The organism is Bifidobacterium sp. LCP19S3_E9, assembly GCF_052121135.1.
Taxonomy (GTDB): domain Bacteria; phylum Actinomycetota; class Actinomycetes; order Actinomycetales; family Bifidobacteriaceae; genus Bifidobacterium; species Bifidobacterium thermacidophilum.
Window position 1 is genome coordinate 1 of record NZ_JBQKEV010000003.1, and the last position, 15,902, is coordinate 15,902.

The following is a 15,902-nucleotide window of genomic DNA, read 5'->3' on the forward strand; positions in this document are numbered from 1 at the left end:
GGCGAACAACCACGACGATCCGACGAACGAACCTGGATTCTACATCCGCAAAGGACACGTCCACTAACCAAAAATGGAAGTCTAAAACACCACGTTTAGTTCCTATAGCCCAGTTTCTCCTCTCTGATACTGATTTTATCAATGATATTTCGCAATAGCCAGCAATGAACGCTTGCATTGCGCAAGACGTTACATTATCTTCTGAAACATATAGCGCACCTTGTCCAGGCGGCTGTTTGGACGGCGGGGCTGGATGACTGGCTTGCCGACAGCGGCCTGATACCCTTTCAGTTCCGTCAGGCACACGCTCCGCCCGTTGGTGTAAAAGGCCAGATCAGTACGGTATGCCTGTATGCAGCGGGCGGGAATCTCGCCAGTAAAGACAACTTCATCCTTTTTTACCTGGGTCGTTTCGATGGTGGCACAGTATTTCGGCGCATCATGATAAGCCCTGGAAAGGTATTCCTGGGGCGCATAGAGGGTGAAGGAGAGATAAGGTTCCAGCAGCTGCGTCCCCGATTCCTTCAATGCCTGTTCCAATACAATCGGGGCCAATGAGCGGAAGTCCGCCGGCGTGCTGACTGGACTGTAATAAAGCCCGTATTCAAAGCAAATCTTACAGTCCGTTACGTTCCAGCCGAACAAGCCCTGCTCCAGCCCGTAACGGATACCATCCCTGACAGCGTTTTGAAAACTCTGGTTCAAGTATCCCAGCGAAACCCGGCTCTCGTATTGTACGCCGGAGCCAAGCGGGAGCGGTGTAACAGACAGTCCGATAGATGCCCAAAACGGGTTGGGCGGCACCTCGATATGGATGGTGTGGCTGGCTGCTTTGAGCGGCCGCTCCATATAAATGACGGTGGGTTCCTTTACCACTGTTTCAATCTTGTATTTTTCCGACAGCAAAGCGGAAACGACCTCCAACTGCACCCGGCCCAAAAAAGAAAGAATGATCTCATGGGTGGTGGAATCCACCTCGTAGTGCAAAAGCGGGTCAGTATCCGCAATTTGCGTAAGAGCGTCCAGCAGCCGGTCTCTTTGCTCTGCCGTTTTCGGCGCAATCGCCGTCCGCAGCATAGGGAAGGGAACATCACTCCACATTTCACGAGGAAGTTGGGTTTTGTCCCCCAATATATCGTTTAATCTCAAGCTGTCGCTGGGAAGGATGACAATTTCGCCCTTATGGGCGGTATCTGTCCGAACAATCTCCCCTTTGGATGGAATACGCATCTCTGTGATTTTCAGCTTTTCTCTCCCGGCCAGGGCCACCGTATCCCGCAGACGCAGCGTTCCGCTGTATAGCCGCAGATAGACAAGCCTCTGGCCGCAATCGGTGTACTCCACCTTGAAAACGCTGCCGCATAGGGCGGCGCTCCCCTGTTCCCCAATCGGTTGGAACAGCCCTGTCACCGCATCCATCAACGGTTGAATGCCAAGGCCCTTTTTGGCGCTGCCATAATAGACCGGGAACAGGGAGGCGTCTTGAACCCGCCGCTGTTCCTCCCGCGCAAGTTTTTCCCGGCTGATTGGTTCTCCTGCGATATACTTTTCCAATAATTTATCGTTATTTTCGATGACCGCATCCCATGCTTCTATGTCGGTATTTTCCTCCAGGACTATTTCCGGGGACAGCGACACCGTCTGCTTGATGATAATATCGGCGGAGAGCTTATCCCGAACAGACTGAACCACGCTCTGCAAATCAACGCCAGCCTGGTCGATCTTGTTGATAAAGATAACGGTGGGAATGTTCATTTTCCGCAGGGCATGGAACAGAATACGGGTCTGGGCCTGCACGCCATCTTTAGCGGAGATCACCAAGATGGCCCCATCTAAAACAGCCAAAGAGCGGTATACCTCTGCCAAGAAATCCATGTGGCCGGGCGTATCCACAATGTTGACTTTACATCTGTGCCACTGGAAGGAAGTGACTGCCGCTTGAATGGTAATCCCACGCTGCCGCTCCAAAAGCATGGTGTCCGTCCTCGTTGTCCCTTTTTCGACGCTCCCCGGTTCTGAAATGGCTCCGCTGGCATATAGCAGGCTCTCCGTCAAGGTCGTCTTTCCAGCGTCTACATGGGCAAGAATTCCAATATTGATTATTTTCATGTGATTGTCCTCCCTTTACAGCCCCAAAGGGCATAAAAATCCCCAGCAGTAAAATACTTTTACCACTGGGGATTATAAGTTGCGGACATACACATATACAGCATACACCTGTTTGTGATTGCTGTTTTTGGGGATATGTCAAAATTGATAAGGCAAAAGTATTCTTAAATTGGGTACAAAAAACTAAGCCCCTACAAAAGGAGCTATCATAATCCTTTGTTCCCACTATTTGATTATAGTTTTATTTAAGAATATCTTGCCGCATATTTTTTACTCCTTTTCTGGACTAAACCATTGTATCACATCAGTTTTAGGAAAGCAAGTACCTAAAAGAAATTTTTCTTCCCCTTATATGTAACAATCATACCGGCTTCCTAGCGTTCAGAATGTTTTCTGCTGTCTGCTGTGGTGTTTGGTTGGAATTGTCCAACCAAAAGCCGATCCGTGGTGTTGTCTGCATTTTACTAAATACAAATTCAATGTATACAGAAAGATATAAGGAGTGGGAGGGATTCCGCCGTAGTTGGCATTGTAGGAAAATCCAAAAGTTTAGATTTTCCCACAATGCTTATCTTTTGGTCTTTGGTTCGGAATAGTGTAGTGCTGGCGGTCTATCTCTTGTTTTCGGTTGCTTGCTTCCTTACCGTACATGAGCATTATCGGCGGAGTCGCACCGAATTTCGCGATTCTGGTTGTGGCGCGCGTAGTGCAGGCGCTTGGCACCGGTATGATCGTGCCGGTCGGTATGAATCTGACGCTCGCTGTCGCGCCGAAGAACAAGATTGGCGTTTACATGGGTATCATCGGCGCGATGACCACACTTGGCCCGGCGTTCGGCCCGATTGTGGCAGGCGCGCTGCTGGCGCATGGCACGTGGCATACGCTGTTTTTCGCGCTCGCCGCCTTGTCTGCGATCTGCTTGGTGTGTTCGGTCCTGTGGGTCGGTGATATCGCGCAGCTGACGCACCCACATATGGATGCGTTGTCGGTGGTGCTCGCCGCCATCGGTTTGATCGGCCTGCTGTACGGCGTGTCTACGGTGTTCTCCGGTCAGCTGGTTGCCGCTGTTGTCGCGTTGGTTATCGGCGTGGTGGCGCTTGTTGTTTTCGTGTTGCGCCAGCGTCGTATTCCTGAGCCGTTCCTGAATCTGGAGCCGTTTGGCAACCGCGCGTTTGTGCTGGGTGTGCTGCTGGTGATCGCCGCGCTGATGACGGTCTTTTCGATGAATATTCTGCTGCCGCTGTTCATGGAGAGTGCGCTTGGTTTCACTCCGTTGCAGGCGGCGCTCACACTGCTGCCGGCGTGCCTTGTGTCGTGTGTGCTGTCGCCGGTGGCGGGCAAGGTGTTTGACCGTTTCGGCGTGGGCTGGCTGGTGAGTGTCGGTATGGCGGTGATTGCGTGCTTCGTGCTGGCGTTGTCGTTCACTGGCGGTTCGACGACCAGCGTGCGGATTGTACTGCTTTACGCGCCTGCGATTGCCGGTTGCGCTTGCGTGATGGGGCCTGCGCAGTCGTATGCGCTGTCCAGTCTTGACCGCCGGATGTATCCGCATGGCGTGACGATTGTGTCCACGACTTTCCAGATTGCTGGTTGTGTGGGTTCATCCGTGTTTGTTGGGATTCTGTCTGCGGTGTCCGCCGCTCATGAGGCGTCTGGCGAGTCTGTTGCGGTCGGTACGGCTGCGGGCTTCGATATCGCGTGCCGTGTCGCGTTCGTGGTGGATGTGCTGGGCTTTATTGCTGCGCTTGCGCTTGCTCGGGTTGAGGCTAAGGCGAAGGCGGCCGCGGCTGCCGGCGTTGAGGTTTCCGAAGCGCGCGAACAGGATTTGGAGCATGCCGGTGAGCCGTCGCTTGCTGATGCGATGAAGCGTGATGTGTATGCTGTCACCGCCGCCGACAGCGCTTACGATGCGCTTGTGGTGATTGTGCGAAACGGCACGACGGGCATTCCGGTGCTCGATGAGCATCATCATGCTGTCGGATTCGTGACGGATGGCGATATTATGCGCACGCTGATTGGCGATACGAATGACAAGGCGTCGATGGCGTATGTCTATGCGCTGTGGGTGCAGGGCGACAAGTTCACGCAGCGCGTGGCTGGTTTGCGCCAGACCAATGTGATGGAGATCTGCACGCATCGTGTGGTCACGGTGAATGAACATGCCACGATCCGTCGCGTGTGCGAAATGCTTGCCGGCAATCGCATCAAGAAGCTCCCGGTTACCGGTGGTGAGGATGGCAAGCAGGTGGTCGGTGTGATCAGCCGTTCCGATTTGATGCGGTACATGGTCACTACGGTTGCGCCTGCGGATGAGTGACGGGCACTGACGCTGATTGCGATCCTTTTCCCCGAACCGGTTATGCGGAGCAGGCTTGGTATTACTGAGCCGCTTGGTTGGTGTGCTTCCCTGAACGGGTTGCGTTGATTACCTCTCGCTGTAACCGGTTCGGCGGCGGGGCTTCCACGGTGGATTGTGGTGTGCCGCACTGTGGGGCCGCCTGCGCAAAAAAGAAAAGAGAAACCCGGCGGGGAGAAGAGAACCGCCGGGTCAGAGAGAAGAAGAGAAGGGATTGAGTTATCGGGTTTGCGCCCGGTCAGCGGATGCCCGCTGATAGTTTGCATACTACCGGGCAAGTCATTGAACACGCCCGTGTTTCTCTGTGAATTGACTGAGAGTCATCGCCTGTGGCCGGCATCCTGTCGCAGCGAAGCGGAACGTGGCTGCGGCTCATGACGGATTGCCTGTGACATTGCGCTTGCCGCGGGCGATTTGCGACAGGCGATTTCCAGCGGGATCCCCGACGAACAATCCGCAGACGCCGTCCGGCGCGACACGCCATATGCGCCTGACTCGCGTGGTGTCCGCAAACTGATACCATGGCAGAAGTCGCGCACATGCGCGTTGCGATAATTGAATTTCATAATTGAATATGTCATCTTTACGCCGTGTATCGGAGGCGCTTGTCCCGGGATTCAAGTCCCGGCACCAACAACGCAGTCGGTGGGTTAACAAGGCGTGATTGCAGAACCGGGTGCAAGCACCTTGCATCCGGCCCCGTATACGAGCGTAAGGAGAAACGATGAGACGCATCATCGATCTTTGCAAGCGAGTACCGCTTCTTCCAATCACCATCATCAGTGCGCTGCCGATTGCGTTGCTGTGGGGTTTCCGGCCGTGGGGCCATTCCCTCGGTTCCCTTGACCCGTCACTGGGCCAGTACATCATCATCGCGTTGGTCGCGTATACCGTCGTAGACACGATTATCGGCATGGTGGATGATTTGCGTCACGGTCACGTCGGTGTCGATATTCTCGCGGTGATCGCGATTCTGTCCACGGTCGCCGTGGGCGAGTACTGGGCGGCGTGGACTGTCGTGCTTATGGTTTGGAGCGGCGAGGCGATTGAGGAATACGCGCAGTCCAAGGCGGAAAGCAACCTGACCGCGCTGATCAAGGCTGCCCCGCAGACCGCGCATGTCGCCGCACTGCCGGGTGTTGGCTCGGCGGCAGGCAGGGCGCAGCATGGCGAGAACGGCTTCCATAAGACCGCAGACGCGACAAGTGCCGACCGCGCCGATGACTCCCATACTTCAACGGCTCCGGCGACCGATGACAGCAATGTGCACTTCCGCACGATTCCCGTCGAGGAAGTCAAACTGGATGACGTGCTGACCGTGCTTCCCGGCGAGACCGTCCCCGTCGACGGCGTGCTGATGAGCGGCCAGGCAACCCTCGATTTGAGCAATATCAACGGTGAGCCGGTGCCGCGTGAGGTATTCGCCGGCGCCCGCGTCATGTCGGGGGCGGTCAACGGTTCGACCGCGTTCACCATGCGCGCCACCCAGTTGTCGCACGACTCCCAGTACCAGCGCATTCTCGAACTCGTTGCGTCAGCGCAGAATTCGCGTGCGACCGTTGTGAAAACCGCGGATATCCTTGCTGTGCCGTTCACAGTGATTTCACTGATCATCGCATGCGTGGCGTGGGGTGTGTCCGGCGTGCCGACGCGGTTCGCGCAGGTGCTTGTGCTTGCTACGCCGTGCCCGCTGCTCATCGCCGCCCCGGTTGCGTATATGGCAGGCACTGGTCGCTTGGCGAAGGCTGGGATTTTGATTAAAGCCCAGGATATTTTGGAGAATCTTGGCCGCGTTTCACATATCTTCTTTGACAAGACTGGCACGCTGACAGTCAAGCAGCCGCAGGTCGTGCGCGTTGATTTGCTGCCGGATGCCGGCGCCGGAATCCCGATGCGCGTCACCGAAGCCGGAACGGCCGCCATGGTGGGCAGACCGGCGGGAGACGCCGCTGTCGCTGCCGCGAATACCGCTGCTGCCGTGGTCGCTGGAGGCTCGGGAGCCGATGCCGCTGGGACGGGAGCAGGCTCCGCCCACGCCCGCCTCGACAAGGATCATATTCTCATGCTCGCCGGGGTCGTGGAAACCTACTCCGTGCACATCCTCGCAAAAGGTATTGTGAAGGCGGGGGCGGCGGCAATCGACCGTTTGCATGACCGCTTCGACAAGGGCAACCGCAACTGTGCGCAACCCGCAACCGATCCGGGGCATCGCCGCGGTGATTACCCGGTCGTCAAGAACATCCACGAGGATGCCGGCAAGGGGATTACCGGCACCGTCAATGGGCTGGACGTCAGCGTTGGACGTTTCGCATATGTCACGCAAGGTCAGGTGGACGCCGGCTTGCAACCTCAGTCGGCTACACCGCTTGATTTCTTCCCGGACAGCCGGTACGGCGGTCTCGCCCCTGATGAGATGGCCACGTATGTGGCGGTGAACGGCAAGCTTGCGGCTCGTATCGTGATGAAGGATATTCCGCGGCCGAATGCGAAGGAATCATTGCAGCGTCTGCGCGATTTGGGTGTCAAACATCTGACGATGGTGACTGGCGACAAGGAGCCCAGCGCCCGTATCATCGCCGACGAGGTCGGTATCAGCGACGTCCATTCCGAGTTGCTGCCGGAAGACAAGGTGAATACTGTCCGTTCCGCCGCCCAAGACAAGGTTGCTCCACAGCCGTGGTGGGATCGCATCATCCAGAAGCTGGTCGGCGAGTCGACCACGCGTCCGGTGTCGATGATGGTTGGCGACGGCGTGAACGACGCTCCGGTTCTCGCGGCTGCCGATATTGGCATGGCGATGACCGATGGCACGACGACCGCTGCCTCCGAATCCGCACAAGTGGTCATCATGAACGACGACATCGCATGCGTGCCGAAGGCGATCGCGATTGCACGGCGGACCAAGCGTGTCATGCTGCAGGCGGTGATTGCCGGCTTGTCGCTGGCGATTGTGGGCATGGTGTGCGCTGCGTTCAATCTGATTCCCGCGGTGGTCGGCGCGTTCTTGCAGGAGTTGATTGACGTGGTGTCGATCCTGTGGGCGCTGACCGCGCTGCTCGATCGCGAGTAGGGGGTCGGGCTTCGGGGTTGGTATTTGTCTGCTGCGTGACTCGCTAGTCGCATGGCGGCGGGGTGCGACCCTGGTTCCTTCTTTCTCTGCTTGGTATCTGCCCGTCGTGTGATTGATTGATCGCACGGCGGGCAGTTTTGTGACGGAATCCTGCTCGGGCGCTCGCTATCGGTCCGTGGTGTAATCGGCCGGCTGCACGGCGCTCGTACATCTTCCGCAATTACCGAGGTTGCGTTAGGCTGGAACGCATGGTTGACCAACATGATGACAAGAATGGACTGCGGATTGCAGTGATCGGCGCCGGCCCGGCAGGCGTCTATTCGTCGGATATCTTCCTGCGCCAGCTGCGCAAGGAAGGCGAGAAGCTCGGCGTGGGCACGGACGCCCGCATCGACCTGTTCGAGAAGCTTCCGGTGCCTTTCGGCCTGGTGCGCTACGGTGTGGCCCCGGACCATCCGAGCATCAAATTCATTGCGGATGCGCTCGAGAAAACCCTTGACAATCCTGACATCCACCTGTATTGCGATGTGGAGTTCGGCAAGGACGTGACGCTGGACGATCTGCTGCAGCGCTACGACGCTGTGCTCTTCGCGACCGGCGCGGTCAAGGACAAGCCGCTGAATCTGCCTGGCGCAGACCTGGACGGCGTGTATGGCGCCGCAAAATTCGTCGAATGGTATGACGGCTATCCCACCGGCGCCCGCACGTGGCCGCTGGACGCGCAGCAGGTCGCCGTAATCGGCGGCGGCAACGTGGCCATGGACGTCGCCCGCGAGCTCATGCGCAACGCCGACGATCTCAAGGCCCGCACCGACATTCCCGACAATGTGTACGAAGGCATCAAGAACAACAAGGCGCGCGAACTGCACCTGTTCATCCGCCGTGGCGTCGCGCAGGCGAAGTTCTCCGTGCAGGAGCTTCGTGAAATGGAGAAACTGCCGGGAGTCCAGCTGATTATCAACGAGGACGATTTCGAACTTGACGACGACACCATCGAGGAAGCCGGCAAGAACAAGCTGACCCGTCAGATGGTCGAAGAGCTGTTTGCAATCCGAGAAATGGCCGAAGACATGGAAGATGACGGCGACGTCGATTTCGAAGGCAACCCCGCGGACCGCAAATACTACGTGCACTTCAATTCCGCTCCGACCGAAGTGCTCGGCGAGGACGGCAAAGTCAAGGCAATCCGTGTGGAACGCACGGAAACCGGAGCTGATGGCGTGATGCACCGCACCGGCGAATTCACCGACTACCCGGTGCAGGCGGTCTACCATGCCATCGGATACAAGCCTGCGACGGCACCCGGAATCGCCTACGATGAGCGGCACGCACATCTGGCGAACGCGGGCGGCGACGGCCGTATCACCACCGAGGCTGAAGGCGGCGAGGTGCGAGACCGCCTGTACGCGACCGGCTGGGCGAAACGCGGTCCGGTGGGCCTGATCGGCTCCACGAAGTCCGACGCCCTGATGATCGTCACCAATATGCTTGAGGACCTGTCGAAGGCCGCCGAGGGTGGCCGCATCGCCCCGGATCGCGATCCCGAATCCATCGACCGACTGCTTGCCGAACGCGGTGTCGAGCCGATTGATTTCGCCGGATGGAAGCGTATCGATGCGTTCGAACGTTCCGAGGGCGCGAAGGAAGGCCGTGAGCACAAGAAGGTCATTGAGCCTGAGCAGATGCGTACGCTCGCTCACGCCGAGTGATGCGGACGAAGTGGACGCGTGTGAAGTGATGCGGGCGGCGGACTGATGAGTTGGCGGTCTGGCGCTGGCGGACTGATCCAGCGGGCTGACACGCTGGTGGGTCTTCAGTCTGGCATGCTGGCGAGTTTGGCGGGTCGGCATTGCGCGTTGGCACGCTGACGCGCTGGTATCCCGGATTGATCGGAACCGGGACGCGCTGAGCTGAAGGCGTAGCGCCGCAGAACCCCATCGGCATAACCCCAAGAAACGGCGGTGTCGCAACGTTTTTTGCACGTTGCGGCACCGCCGTCGCGTATCTGGAACAGCCATCGCGCCGTACATCAAGCGCGTATTCAGAAAAAACTCAGCGACGGCTTTTAGTGTGAACACCATGAACGGCAACATGAAGGTGCATGGTCACTGCAACGGCTTGAAAACAGTCTTTCTGTTTGGGCTGATGTGGGCAATCATCATGCTGATATGGTGGCTGACCGGTGCGAGTCAGGACACGCTGGGGGTGTATCTCGTCATCGGTGTGGCCAGCACATTCATCTCATACTGGTTTTCGGATCGCATCTCCATCGCATCGATGGGCGCGCGTCATGTCTCCGAGCAGGAAGCACCTGAACTGTACCGGATCGTGCGTGAACTGTCCGCCCGCGCCGGCAAGCCCATGCCGCGCATCTACATCGCGCCGACCATGAGCCCCAACGCCTTCGCGACCGGCCGTAACGAGCATCACGCCGCCGTCTGCTGCACGCAAGGCATCCTGCAGATCCTCAACGAGCGCGAACTGCGCGGTGTGCTCGGTCACGAGCTTATGCACGTGTACAACCACGACATTCTCACCTCGGCCATTGCATCCGCCATGGCGACGGTCATCACATATCTTGGCTATGCGCTTATGTATTTCGGCGGTGGCGATGACGATGACCGCGATTCCGGGCCGCTGGGCTTCCTGGGGGTCATATTGAGTGCGATTCTCGCGCCGATCGGGGCGTCGCTGATTCAGCTTGCGATCTCTAGGACGCGTGAGTATGACGCCGACGAGGACGGCAGCAAGCTGACCGGAGACCCGGAGGCGCTCGCATCCGCGCTGTACAAGATTTCGTATGGCGTCAAGGAGCATCCGATGGCCGCGACCGCTGGAAATCAAAGCACCGCAGCCATGATGATCGAAAGCCCATTCAGCGAGGCAGGCTTCCAGAAGCTCTTCTCCACCCATCCGCCGACCGCCGACCGCATCAACCGGCTGATGCAGATGGCCCACGAAATGCACGGCGCCGCCGTCACCATGCCGGGCGAGACCCCGCAGGTGCCCTACCAGCAGACCGCCCAGCCCGCTTACTCCCAGTACGGCCGCTGACTATCGACAGTAAGGTGGGTGCCGGGCGTCGGCAGAAGCTTGTACCGACGCTGAGAATCGGGCGGTTGTGACGCCTTGGTGCCGGCGAGTCGATTGTCGCGTTCCGGCGATTTCTTCGATGGTATGCTAAATGGCTCGTGTTCGTGCCGCCGCCATCTTGGCCGGCAGACGCACGCAATGACAGCGAATGTGGATGAAAGGATTCGGCCGTGGCACAAACTTGGCGACAGGAAGTTCAAGAATCCCAAGACATCCAAGGACTCCCCGGCGATGTTGCGATCAATGACGTTGCAATTGATGACGCCGCTATCGGTGTCGCGACCGGGCAGACCGCAGTACAGTCCGCCACGCATGCGATTTCGCGCCACCGAACGTCAATCGGCATTGTATCGCTCGCGCTTGCGGTCGTTGCGCTTGCCATCGTCGAAGGTCTGATATTGCGGTCCAATACGGCGGACCATGTCGCGGAAATGCGGCTGATTCTTGCCGCGGGCGCGCGTTGGGCGGCGTTCGTGCCGGCAGCGCATACCATCGCCGTATGCTTCTCCGCGGTGGTGGCCGTGCCGGTGATTGTCGTGCTGCTTGGCGTGATTTGGGCGGTAACGCGCAGCGCCGGTCAGATGTTGCGGGGGCTGGCTATGGCTGCGTTGCCGATGGCGGTCGTCGGCCTTATCAAGACGATTGTTGACAGGCCGCGGCCCAGCACTGCCCGCGGCGCATTGATGCCCGACCCGAGCTTCCCCAGCGGGCACACAGCCTGCTCGGTGGTGGTCGTGTCGCTCGCGCTGTTCGCCTTGCATGTCATCGATGCGCGAATCAAGGATTCCCGCGGGCTGGCTGGCACGACAGTGCAATCGTCACAATCGCCGCGATCGCCGCTCGTCTGGCGTGTTCTGCGGACCGTGCTGACGGTCATTCTGGTCGTCGTGCCGTTCGTCGTCGCGCTGTCCCGCGTGATTTACGGCGTGCACTACCCGACCGACGTGTGCACATCGCTCGTTCTGACACCCGTTCTCGTGTGGTGCGTGTACCGGTTGTGCGATCCCGCGCGGTGAGTGGTGCGAGTGCGTCGGGCGCGGTTGATTGTGTCGGCACGCGAATCGCATCGGCGGCTGCCGGTATGATGGCAAACGCCAATCGGCACAAAGCTTTGGACAGGAGATATCATGCAGCGTGACATCGTGAAGGACAGGACGTTCCTTGCCCGGAAATCAGCGCCCGCGACGGCGGATGATACGGCGGTGATCACGGACCTGCGCGACACCCTCGCCGCGCATCATGACGATTGCGTCGGCATGGCCGGCAACATGATCGGCAGTTTGACGCGCATCATCATCGTTACGATGGGTGAAAAAGACGTCGTTATGGTCAACCCTGTGATTATCAAGCGCTCCGGCATGTACCTCACGAAGGAGGGGTGCCTGTCGCTGGAAGGCGTGACGCGGGTCAAGCGGTACGAGAACATCACCGTCGCCTGGCAGGATGACTCCTTCCACAGGCATGTGACCAGCTACGCCGGATGGGTTGCACAGATCATCCAGCACGAGGTCGACCACCTCGACGGCATTCTGGTGTGAGTTGGCTGCGGCGGGTGCTGTTCGTCGCGTGTGAGGGATTCCCGCACCATGGTGTGCTGTGGGTGGCGTGCGGCGTGCGGCGGGCTGGTGGTTCCGAGTGGTTGCGAGTAGTTCCGGCTGGTTCCGAGTGGTTTTGAGTAGCTCTGGGTGGTTCCGAGTAGTTCCGGGTGTCGCGGTTTGTGAGCGAATCCTCACACAACGGTGTGCGGAGACGTCGGATTTGCTGGTTTCGGGCGTTGTGATGCCCGTTGTGCGAGTGAATCCTCACAAAGTGGGGTGTGGGCTGTGCCGGATGGATTGATGGTGGCCGTCATGGGGCGCAGTTTGTGAGTGGATCCTCACACGGTGGGGTGTGGAGGTGCTGGTTCTGTCGGTTTCGGTGTTCGTGTTACCTGGTTTGTGAGCGAATCCTCACACAACAGTGTGCGGAGACATCGGATTTGCTGGTTTCGGGTGTTGCGATGCCCGTTGTGTGAGTGGATTCTCACAAAGTGAGTACTACGGAACCGGTACTACGGAACCAGCACTGCGGAACCAGCACTGCGGAATCGGTACTGCAGAATGCGGATCGATGTGGATTGAAAACAGACCGAGACGGATTGATGCGAATCAGTGCAGGTCTCCAGCGCAGGTCATCATCGCAGGTCGATAGATTCCTAGCTCATTCCCGGCTCATCAATTGGCCGCCCCGCTCGCGTCTGGCATGTGCGCCGCGCCCGATGTCCGCGCCTGCCGCACCCGCGTTCGTGCCCGCCGCGAGAACCACACGTTGAGCAGGGAGCCGGTGACCACAAGCACCACGCCAATCCAGAACGGCAGCCCAAGCGCGACCCCCAACAGCAGGGTGCTGGATGCGGTCGAAAACACCGGCGTCGCATAGGATCCGACTGCCAGCGTTTCCATATTGCCGTGCAGCATGCCGTACCCCCAGCACGCGTATCCGCTGGCAATCGACACGGCGCACGCAATCAACGCAAGATAGCCGCCAATCCCGGGAGCCTGCACGGGTATCCCGTCGCCGGACATGAAGTGGATGATCCATTGGGTGACCGCCACGCAGCAGAAAAAGACCGTCGTGCCGTCGTAGCCGCCGGACATGCTCGGCGTGATCGCCGCGTACACCGCCCAGATCAGAGCGCCGGCGAACGCCAGAATGAACGGCAGCGGATTCGACGCGATATTGCGCAGGGCCGACTGCACGTCCAGACTGTTGCCGCCCACCGCCATCGCAACGCCGACCGTGGCGATGATCGCTCCCGGCAAAGCCTGCCAGACTGCGCCTTTTCGGCCGGACAGCGCCGCCGTGAACAGTACCAGCAGGGTCGGCCACAGGTAGTTGACGAGGCTGACTTCGACGGATTGCGCGGCGGTCGAAGCAAGGCCGATGGACAGGGAAATCGACGTCTCGTAGGTGATGAACATGATGCCGCCGAGCAGCAGGTAACGGCGGGGCGCTTGGGAGAGCGGTTTGGGGCGGCGGGTGAGCAGCAGCATGACACCACCGGCCGTGTAGACCAAGGCGGCGCCGAGCGTGGCTCCGAACGCGTCCGCGGCGAGCCGCATGAGACCGGCCATGAAACCCCATAACACGACGGCGAACAAACCGATCACCGTGCCGCCATGTGAAATCGCATGCCCGAGCAGTGGATTGGTGGCGGTATCGGTGGTGCGGTTCGTCATGGCTGGGGCTCTCCTCTAGGATTGCTGGACGCGCGGTTCCGTTCGGCACCCGTTGCTCGGCACCCGGCACTTGGTCGGGCACTCGGTGTCGGACGGGTGTGCGGAGCGTATGTTGGAGCGGAACAAAACCGCCTCCCGCATCAACGCGTTCTCCAACTCTAGCTCCCGTATCCGCCGGCGCAGCTCATCCGGGTCGTCGCCCAGCAGTTCGTGTTCGGTTCCGGCCTGAGGCATGGCGTCCCTCCGTTCCGGTCTCCGGCGCCGCCATTCCGCCGGCGCGGTACAGTCTCATCCAATGATGCACCGCGCCGGTGCCGGCGCCAAGTTCTGCGGCCGCCTGCTTCTGCTGCATGCCGGACAGGCACAGCTCCACCGCGCGACGCCGCGTCCCCAACGGTATGGGAGGCTTGGGAACGACGTCGGCATACCGTGGATCGGCATGCAGTTACCGCTCCAGGCACTGCCTGGTCGGATACCCCAGATGCTCCACAACCTGCTTCGTGGACATCGACGTCGTGAAATACAGCTCCACCGCCCGCTCGCGCTCCTCGCGACCGGACACGGCAACAATCCTTCCGCTCATTCTCCAAGAAAACGTCCGCAGCCCCTTATCAGTGAAAATACGATGTGTGGCAGGGCAGGGAAGCGTTGTATTCTTCCCGTTTCCATTTCCATATTGGTTTGTGGTTGTATGCGCTTGCTTGCTCGTTGATTTGGATCTACTGCCTGCATAGTGTTGGCGTGTACCACCGTCATGTGATGGGTGACGGTTACCAGTTGAACGCGATACTGGTCAAAGGCACGTTTTTCACGGGATTGATGATTTGTGCAATTGATTCTATTCTCAACGTTTATATACCTTTGGTGCATACCGGCTTGGTGTTGCTGTGCGCATTCCTGATTACCATGCTGGAGCGTTTGACTATCCGCCAGTTTGTTCTGTCTAGTCGTGAAAAGGGCGCATATTCGTATGGCACCGTGGTGGTTGGTTCTCCTGATGGCATTGAGCATGCGTTGGAATTTCTGAGCCAGAAGCGCCAGCTGAATTATCATGCCATTGCGGTGTGCCCCGATTGGGGTGAACGAGCGGACTGGGCTTGTGGAGGCCGTTGCCGCGTCTGCCGATTTCAAGGAACGAATCCGTAAGATCAGTGGTAGGGACATCTCCATGCTGCCGTATTGCGGGAACTTCGCTGAACGTGCCGCTTCGATGGGCGTGCAGACGGTGATGGTTACGGATGTTATGCAGCGCTTCTCCGATAATTTCAACACGTTCGTGCTGGACATGGAGACCATGAATCTGGAGATTGCGGTGGTCACTTCCGCAGTGGACGTGAGTGGTCATGAGACCAACATCCGTGTGATTCAGGGTACGACGGTGATGACGATCAGCCTGCCGCAGTATTCGCCATGGGATATGTGCAAAAAACGCGTTTTTGATGTGCTGGTTTCGCTGTTTGCCGTGACTGTTACTGCGATTGTTACCGTTCCTATTGCGATTGCTATCAAGCTTACCGATGGCGGTCCTATTTTCTACACGCAGACTCGCGTTGGGCGCCGTGACAAGCCGTTTAAGATGATCAAGTTCCGTTCTATGGTGGTGAACGCGGACAAGATGAAGGCAGAACTGGCGAAAGAAACCGGTCAGAATGGTCGTTTCATCATTCAAAATGAAGGACGATCCGCGAGTCACCAAGGTAGGCAAGTTTATCCGTAAGTTCTCCATTGACGAGTTTCCGCAGTTCCTGAACGTGTTGAAGGGCGACATGAGCGTGGTGGGCCCGCGCCCGCCGTTACCTGAGGAGGTGGCTCAATACAATCAGACGTATGCCACTCGTATGCTGGTGAAGCCTGGTATTACCGGTCCGTGGCAGGTGTCTGGCAGATCCAACTTGAGTAAGGAAGAATCCGAGTCTTTGGACGTCAGCTATGTGCAGAACTGGTCCATGTTGGGAGACGTTGTGCTATTCTTCCGCACTGTCGGTGCCGTCGTTACTCATAAGGGTGCATACTGATAGAAGGCAAGGTATAACAGTAAGATTTCGTTAAACAATGG

The 15,902-nt window shown here is 58.3% G+C and carries 13 protein-coding genes; 9 read left to right on the top strand and 4 right to left on the bottom strand.

Translation table 11 applies throughout. The features are described from left to right. Nucleotides 1-189 precede the first annotated feature (189 nt). On the bottom strand, nt 190-2,109 hold the full coding sequence (gene tet(W/N/W) / locus ACTQYB_RS01945; RefSeq protein WP_441481715.1) for a tetracycline resistance ribosomal protection protein Tet(W/N/W): 1,920 nt from the start codon (nt 2,107-2,109) through the stop codon (nt 190-192). Between the two features lie 628 nt (nt 2,110-2,737). Here tet(W/N/W) and ACTQYB_RS01950 point away from each other — a divergent pair. The 6 genes from ACTQYB_RS01950 (at nt 2,738) to ACTQYB_RS01975 (ending at nt 12,166) form a co-directional block, all read left to right on the top strand. Further along, nucleotides 2,738-4,426, top strand: a complete 1,689-nt coding sequence (locus ACTQYB_RS01950; protein WP_441481716.1) for an MFS transporter — start codon at nt 2,738-2,740, stop codon at nt 4,424-4,426. 763 nt (nt 4,427-5,189) lie between these two features. Continuing rightward, entirely contained in the window at nt 5,190-7,535 is a 2,346-nt protein-coding gene (locus ACTQYB_RS01955; protein WP_441481717.1) for an HAD-IC family P-type ATPase, read from the top strand. 248 nt (nt 7,536-7,783) lie between these two features. After that, the gene (locus ACTQYB_RS01960; RefSeq protein ID WP_441481718.1) at nt 7,784-9,244 is read left to right on the top strand and encodes an FAD-dependent oxidoreductase; all 1,461 of its coding nucleotides are present in this window, start codon (nt 7,784-7,786) and stop codon (nt 9,242-9,244) included. 370 nt (nt 9,245-9,614) lie between these two features. Further along, complete coding sequence (gene htpX / locus ACTQYB_RS01965) at nt 9,615-10,589, top strand: zinc metalloprotease HtpX (protein WP_033507543.1); 975 nt, start codon at nt 9,615-9,617, stop codon at nt 10,587-10,589. 209 nt (nt 10,590-10,798) lie between these two features. After that, nucleotides 10,799-11,644, top strand: a complete 846-nt coding sequence (locus ACTQYB_RS01970) for a phosphatase PAP2 family protein (protein WP_441481719.1) — start codon at nt 10,799-10,801, stop codon at nt 11,642-11,644. A 111-nt stretch (nt 11,645-11,755) separates the two neighbouring features. Then, nucleotides 11,756-12,166 (top strand): peptide deformylase, encoded by a 411-nt coding sequence (locus ACTQYB_RS01975; protein WP_441481720.1) that lies wholly within the window; start codon nt 11,756-11,758, stop codon nt 12,164-12,166. 675 nt (nt 12,167-12,841) lie between these two features. Here the strand turns inward: ACTQYB_RS01975 and yddG are convergent. The 3 genes from yddG to ACTQYB_RS01990 all read right to left on the bottom strand — a co-directional run bounded on the left by yddG (nt 12,842) and on the right by ACTQYB_RS01990 (nt 14,429). After that, nucleotides 12,842-13,846: an aromatic amino acid DMT transporter YddG gene (yddG, locus tag ACTQYB_RS01980; protein WP_441481721.1), complete on the bottom strand. Its 1,005-nt coding sequence runs from the start codon at nt 13,844-13,846 to the stop codon at nt 12,842-12,844. 184 nt (nt 13,847-14,030) lie between these two features. Next, nucleotides 14,031-14,198 (bottom strand): hypothetical protein, encoded by a 168-nt coding sequence (locus ACTQYB_RS01985; protein WP_304326630.1) that lies wholly within the window; start codon nt 14,196-14,198, stop codon nt 14,031-14,033. Between the two features lie 93 nt (nt 14,199-14,291). Continuing rightward, nucleotides 14,292-14,429: a hypothetical protein gene (locus tag ACTQYB_RS01990; protein WP_441481722.1), complete on the bottom strand. Its 138-nt coding sequence runs from the start codon at nt 14,427-14,429 to the stop codon at nt 14,292-14,294. 44 nt (nt 14,430-14,473) lie between these two features. On the opposite strand from ACTQYB_RS01990, the gene ACTQYB_RS01995 reads away from it, so the two are divergent. The 3 genes from ACTQYB_RS01995 to ACTQYB_RS02005 are packed head-to-tail and all read left to right on the top strand — an operon-like array spanning nt 14,474 to nt 15,861. Next, nucleotides 14,474-14,992 carry a hypothetical protein gene (locus tag ACTQYB_RS01995; protein WP_441481723.1) on the top strand — a complete coding sequence of 173 codons (519 nt, stop codon included), beginning with the start codon at nt 14,474-14,476 and terminating at the stop codon, nt 14,990-14,992. A 22-nt stretch (nt 14,993-15,014) separates the two neighbouring features. After that, a complete protein-coding gene (locus ACTQYB_RS02000; protein ID WP_441481724.1) occupies nt 15,015-15,563 on the top strand; it encodes a sugar transferase in 549 nt (182 codons plus the stop codon). After that, the gene (locus ACTQYB_RS02005) at nt 15,517-15,861 is read left to right on the top strand and encodes a sugar transferase (RefSeq protein WP_441481725.1); all 345 of its coding nucleotides are present in this window, start codon (nt 15,517-15,519) and stop codon (nt 15,859-15,861) included. The genes ACTQYB_RS02000 and ACTQYB_RS02005 overlap by 47 nt, the downstream gene beginning before the upstream one ends. The last annotated feature ends 41 nt before the right edge of the window (nt 15,862-15,902 follow it).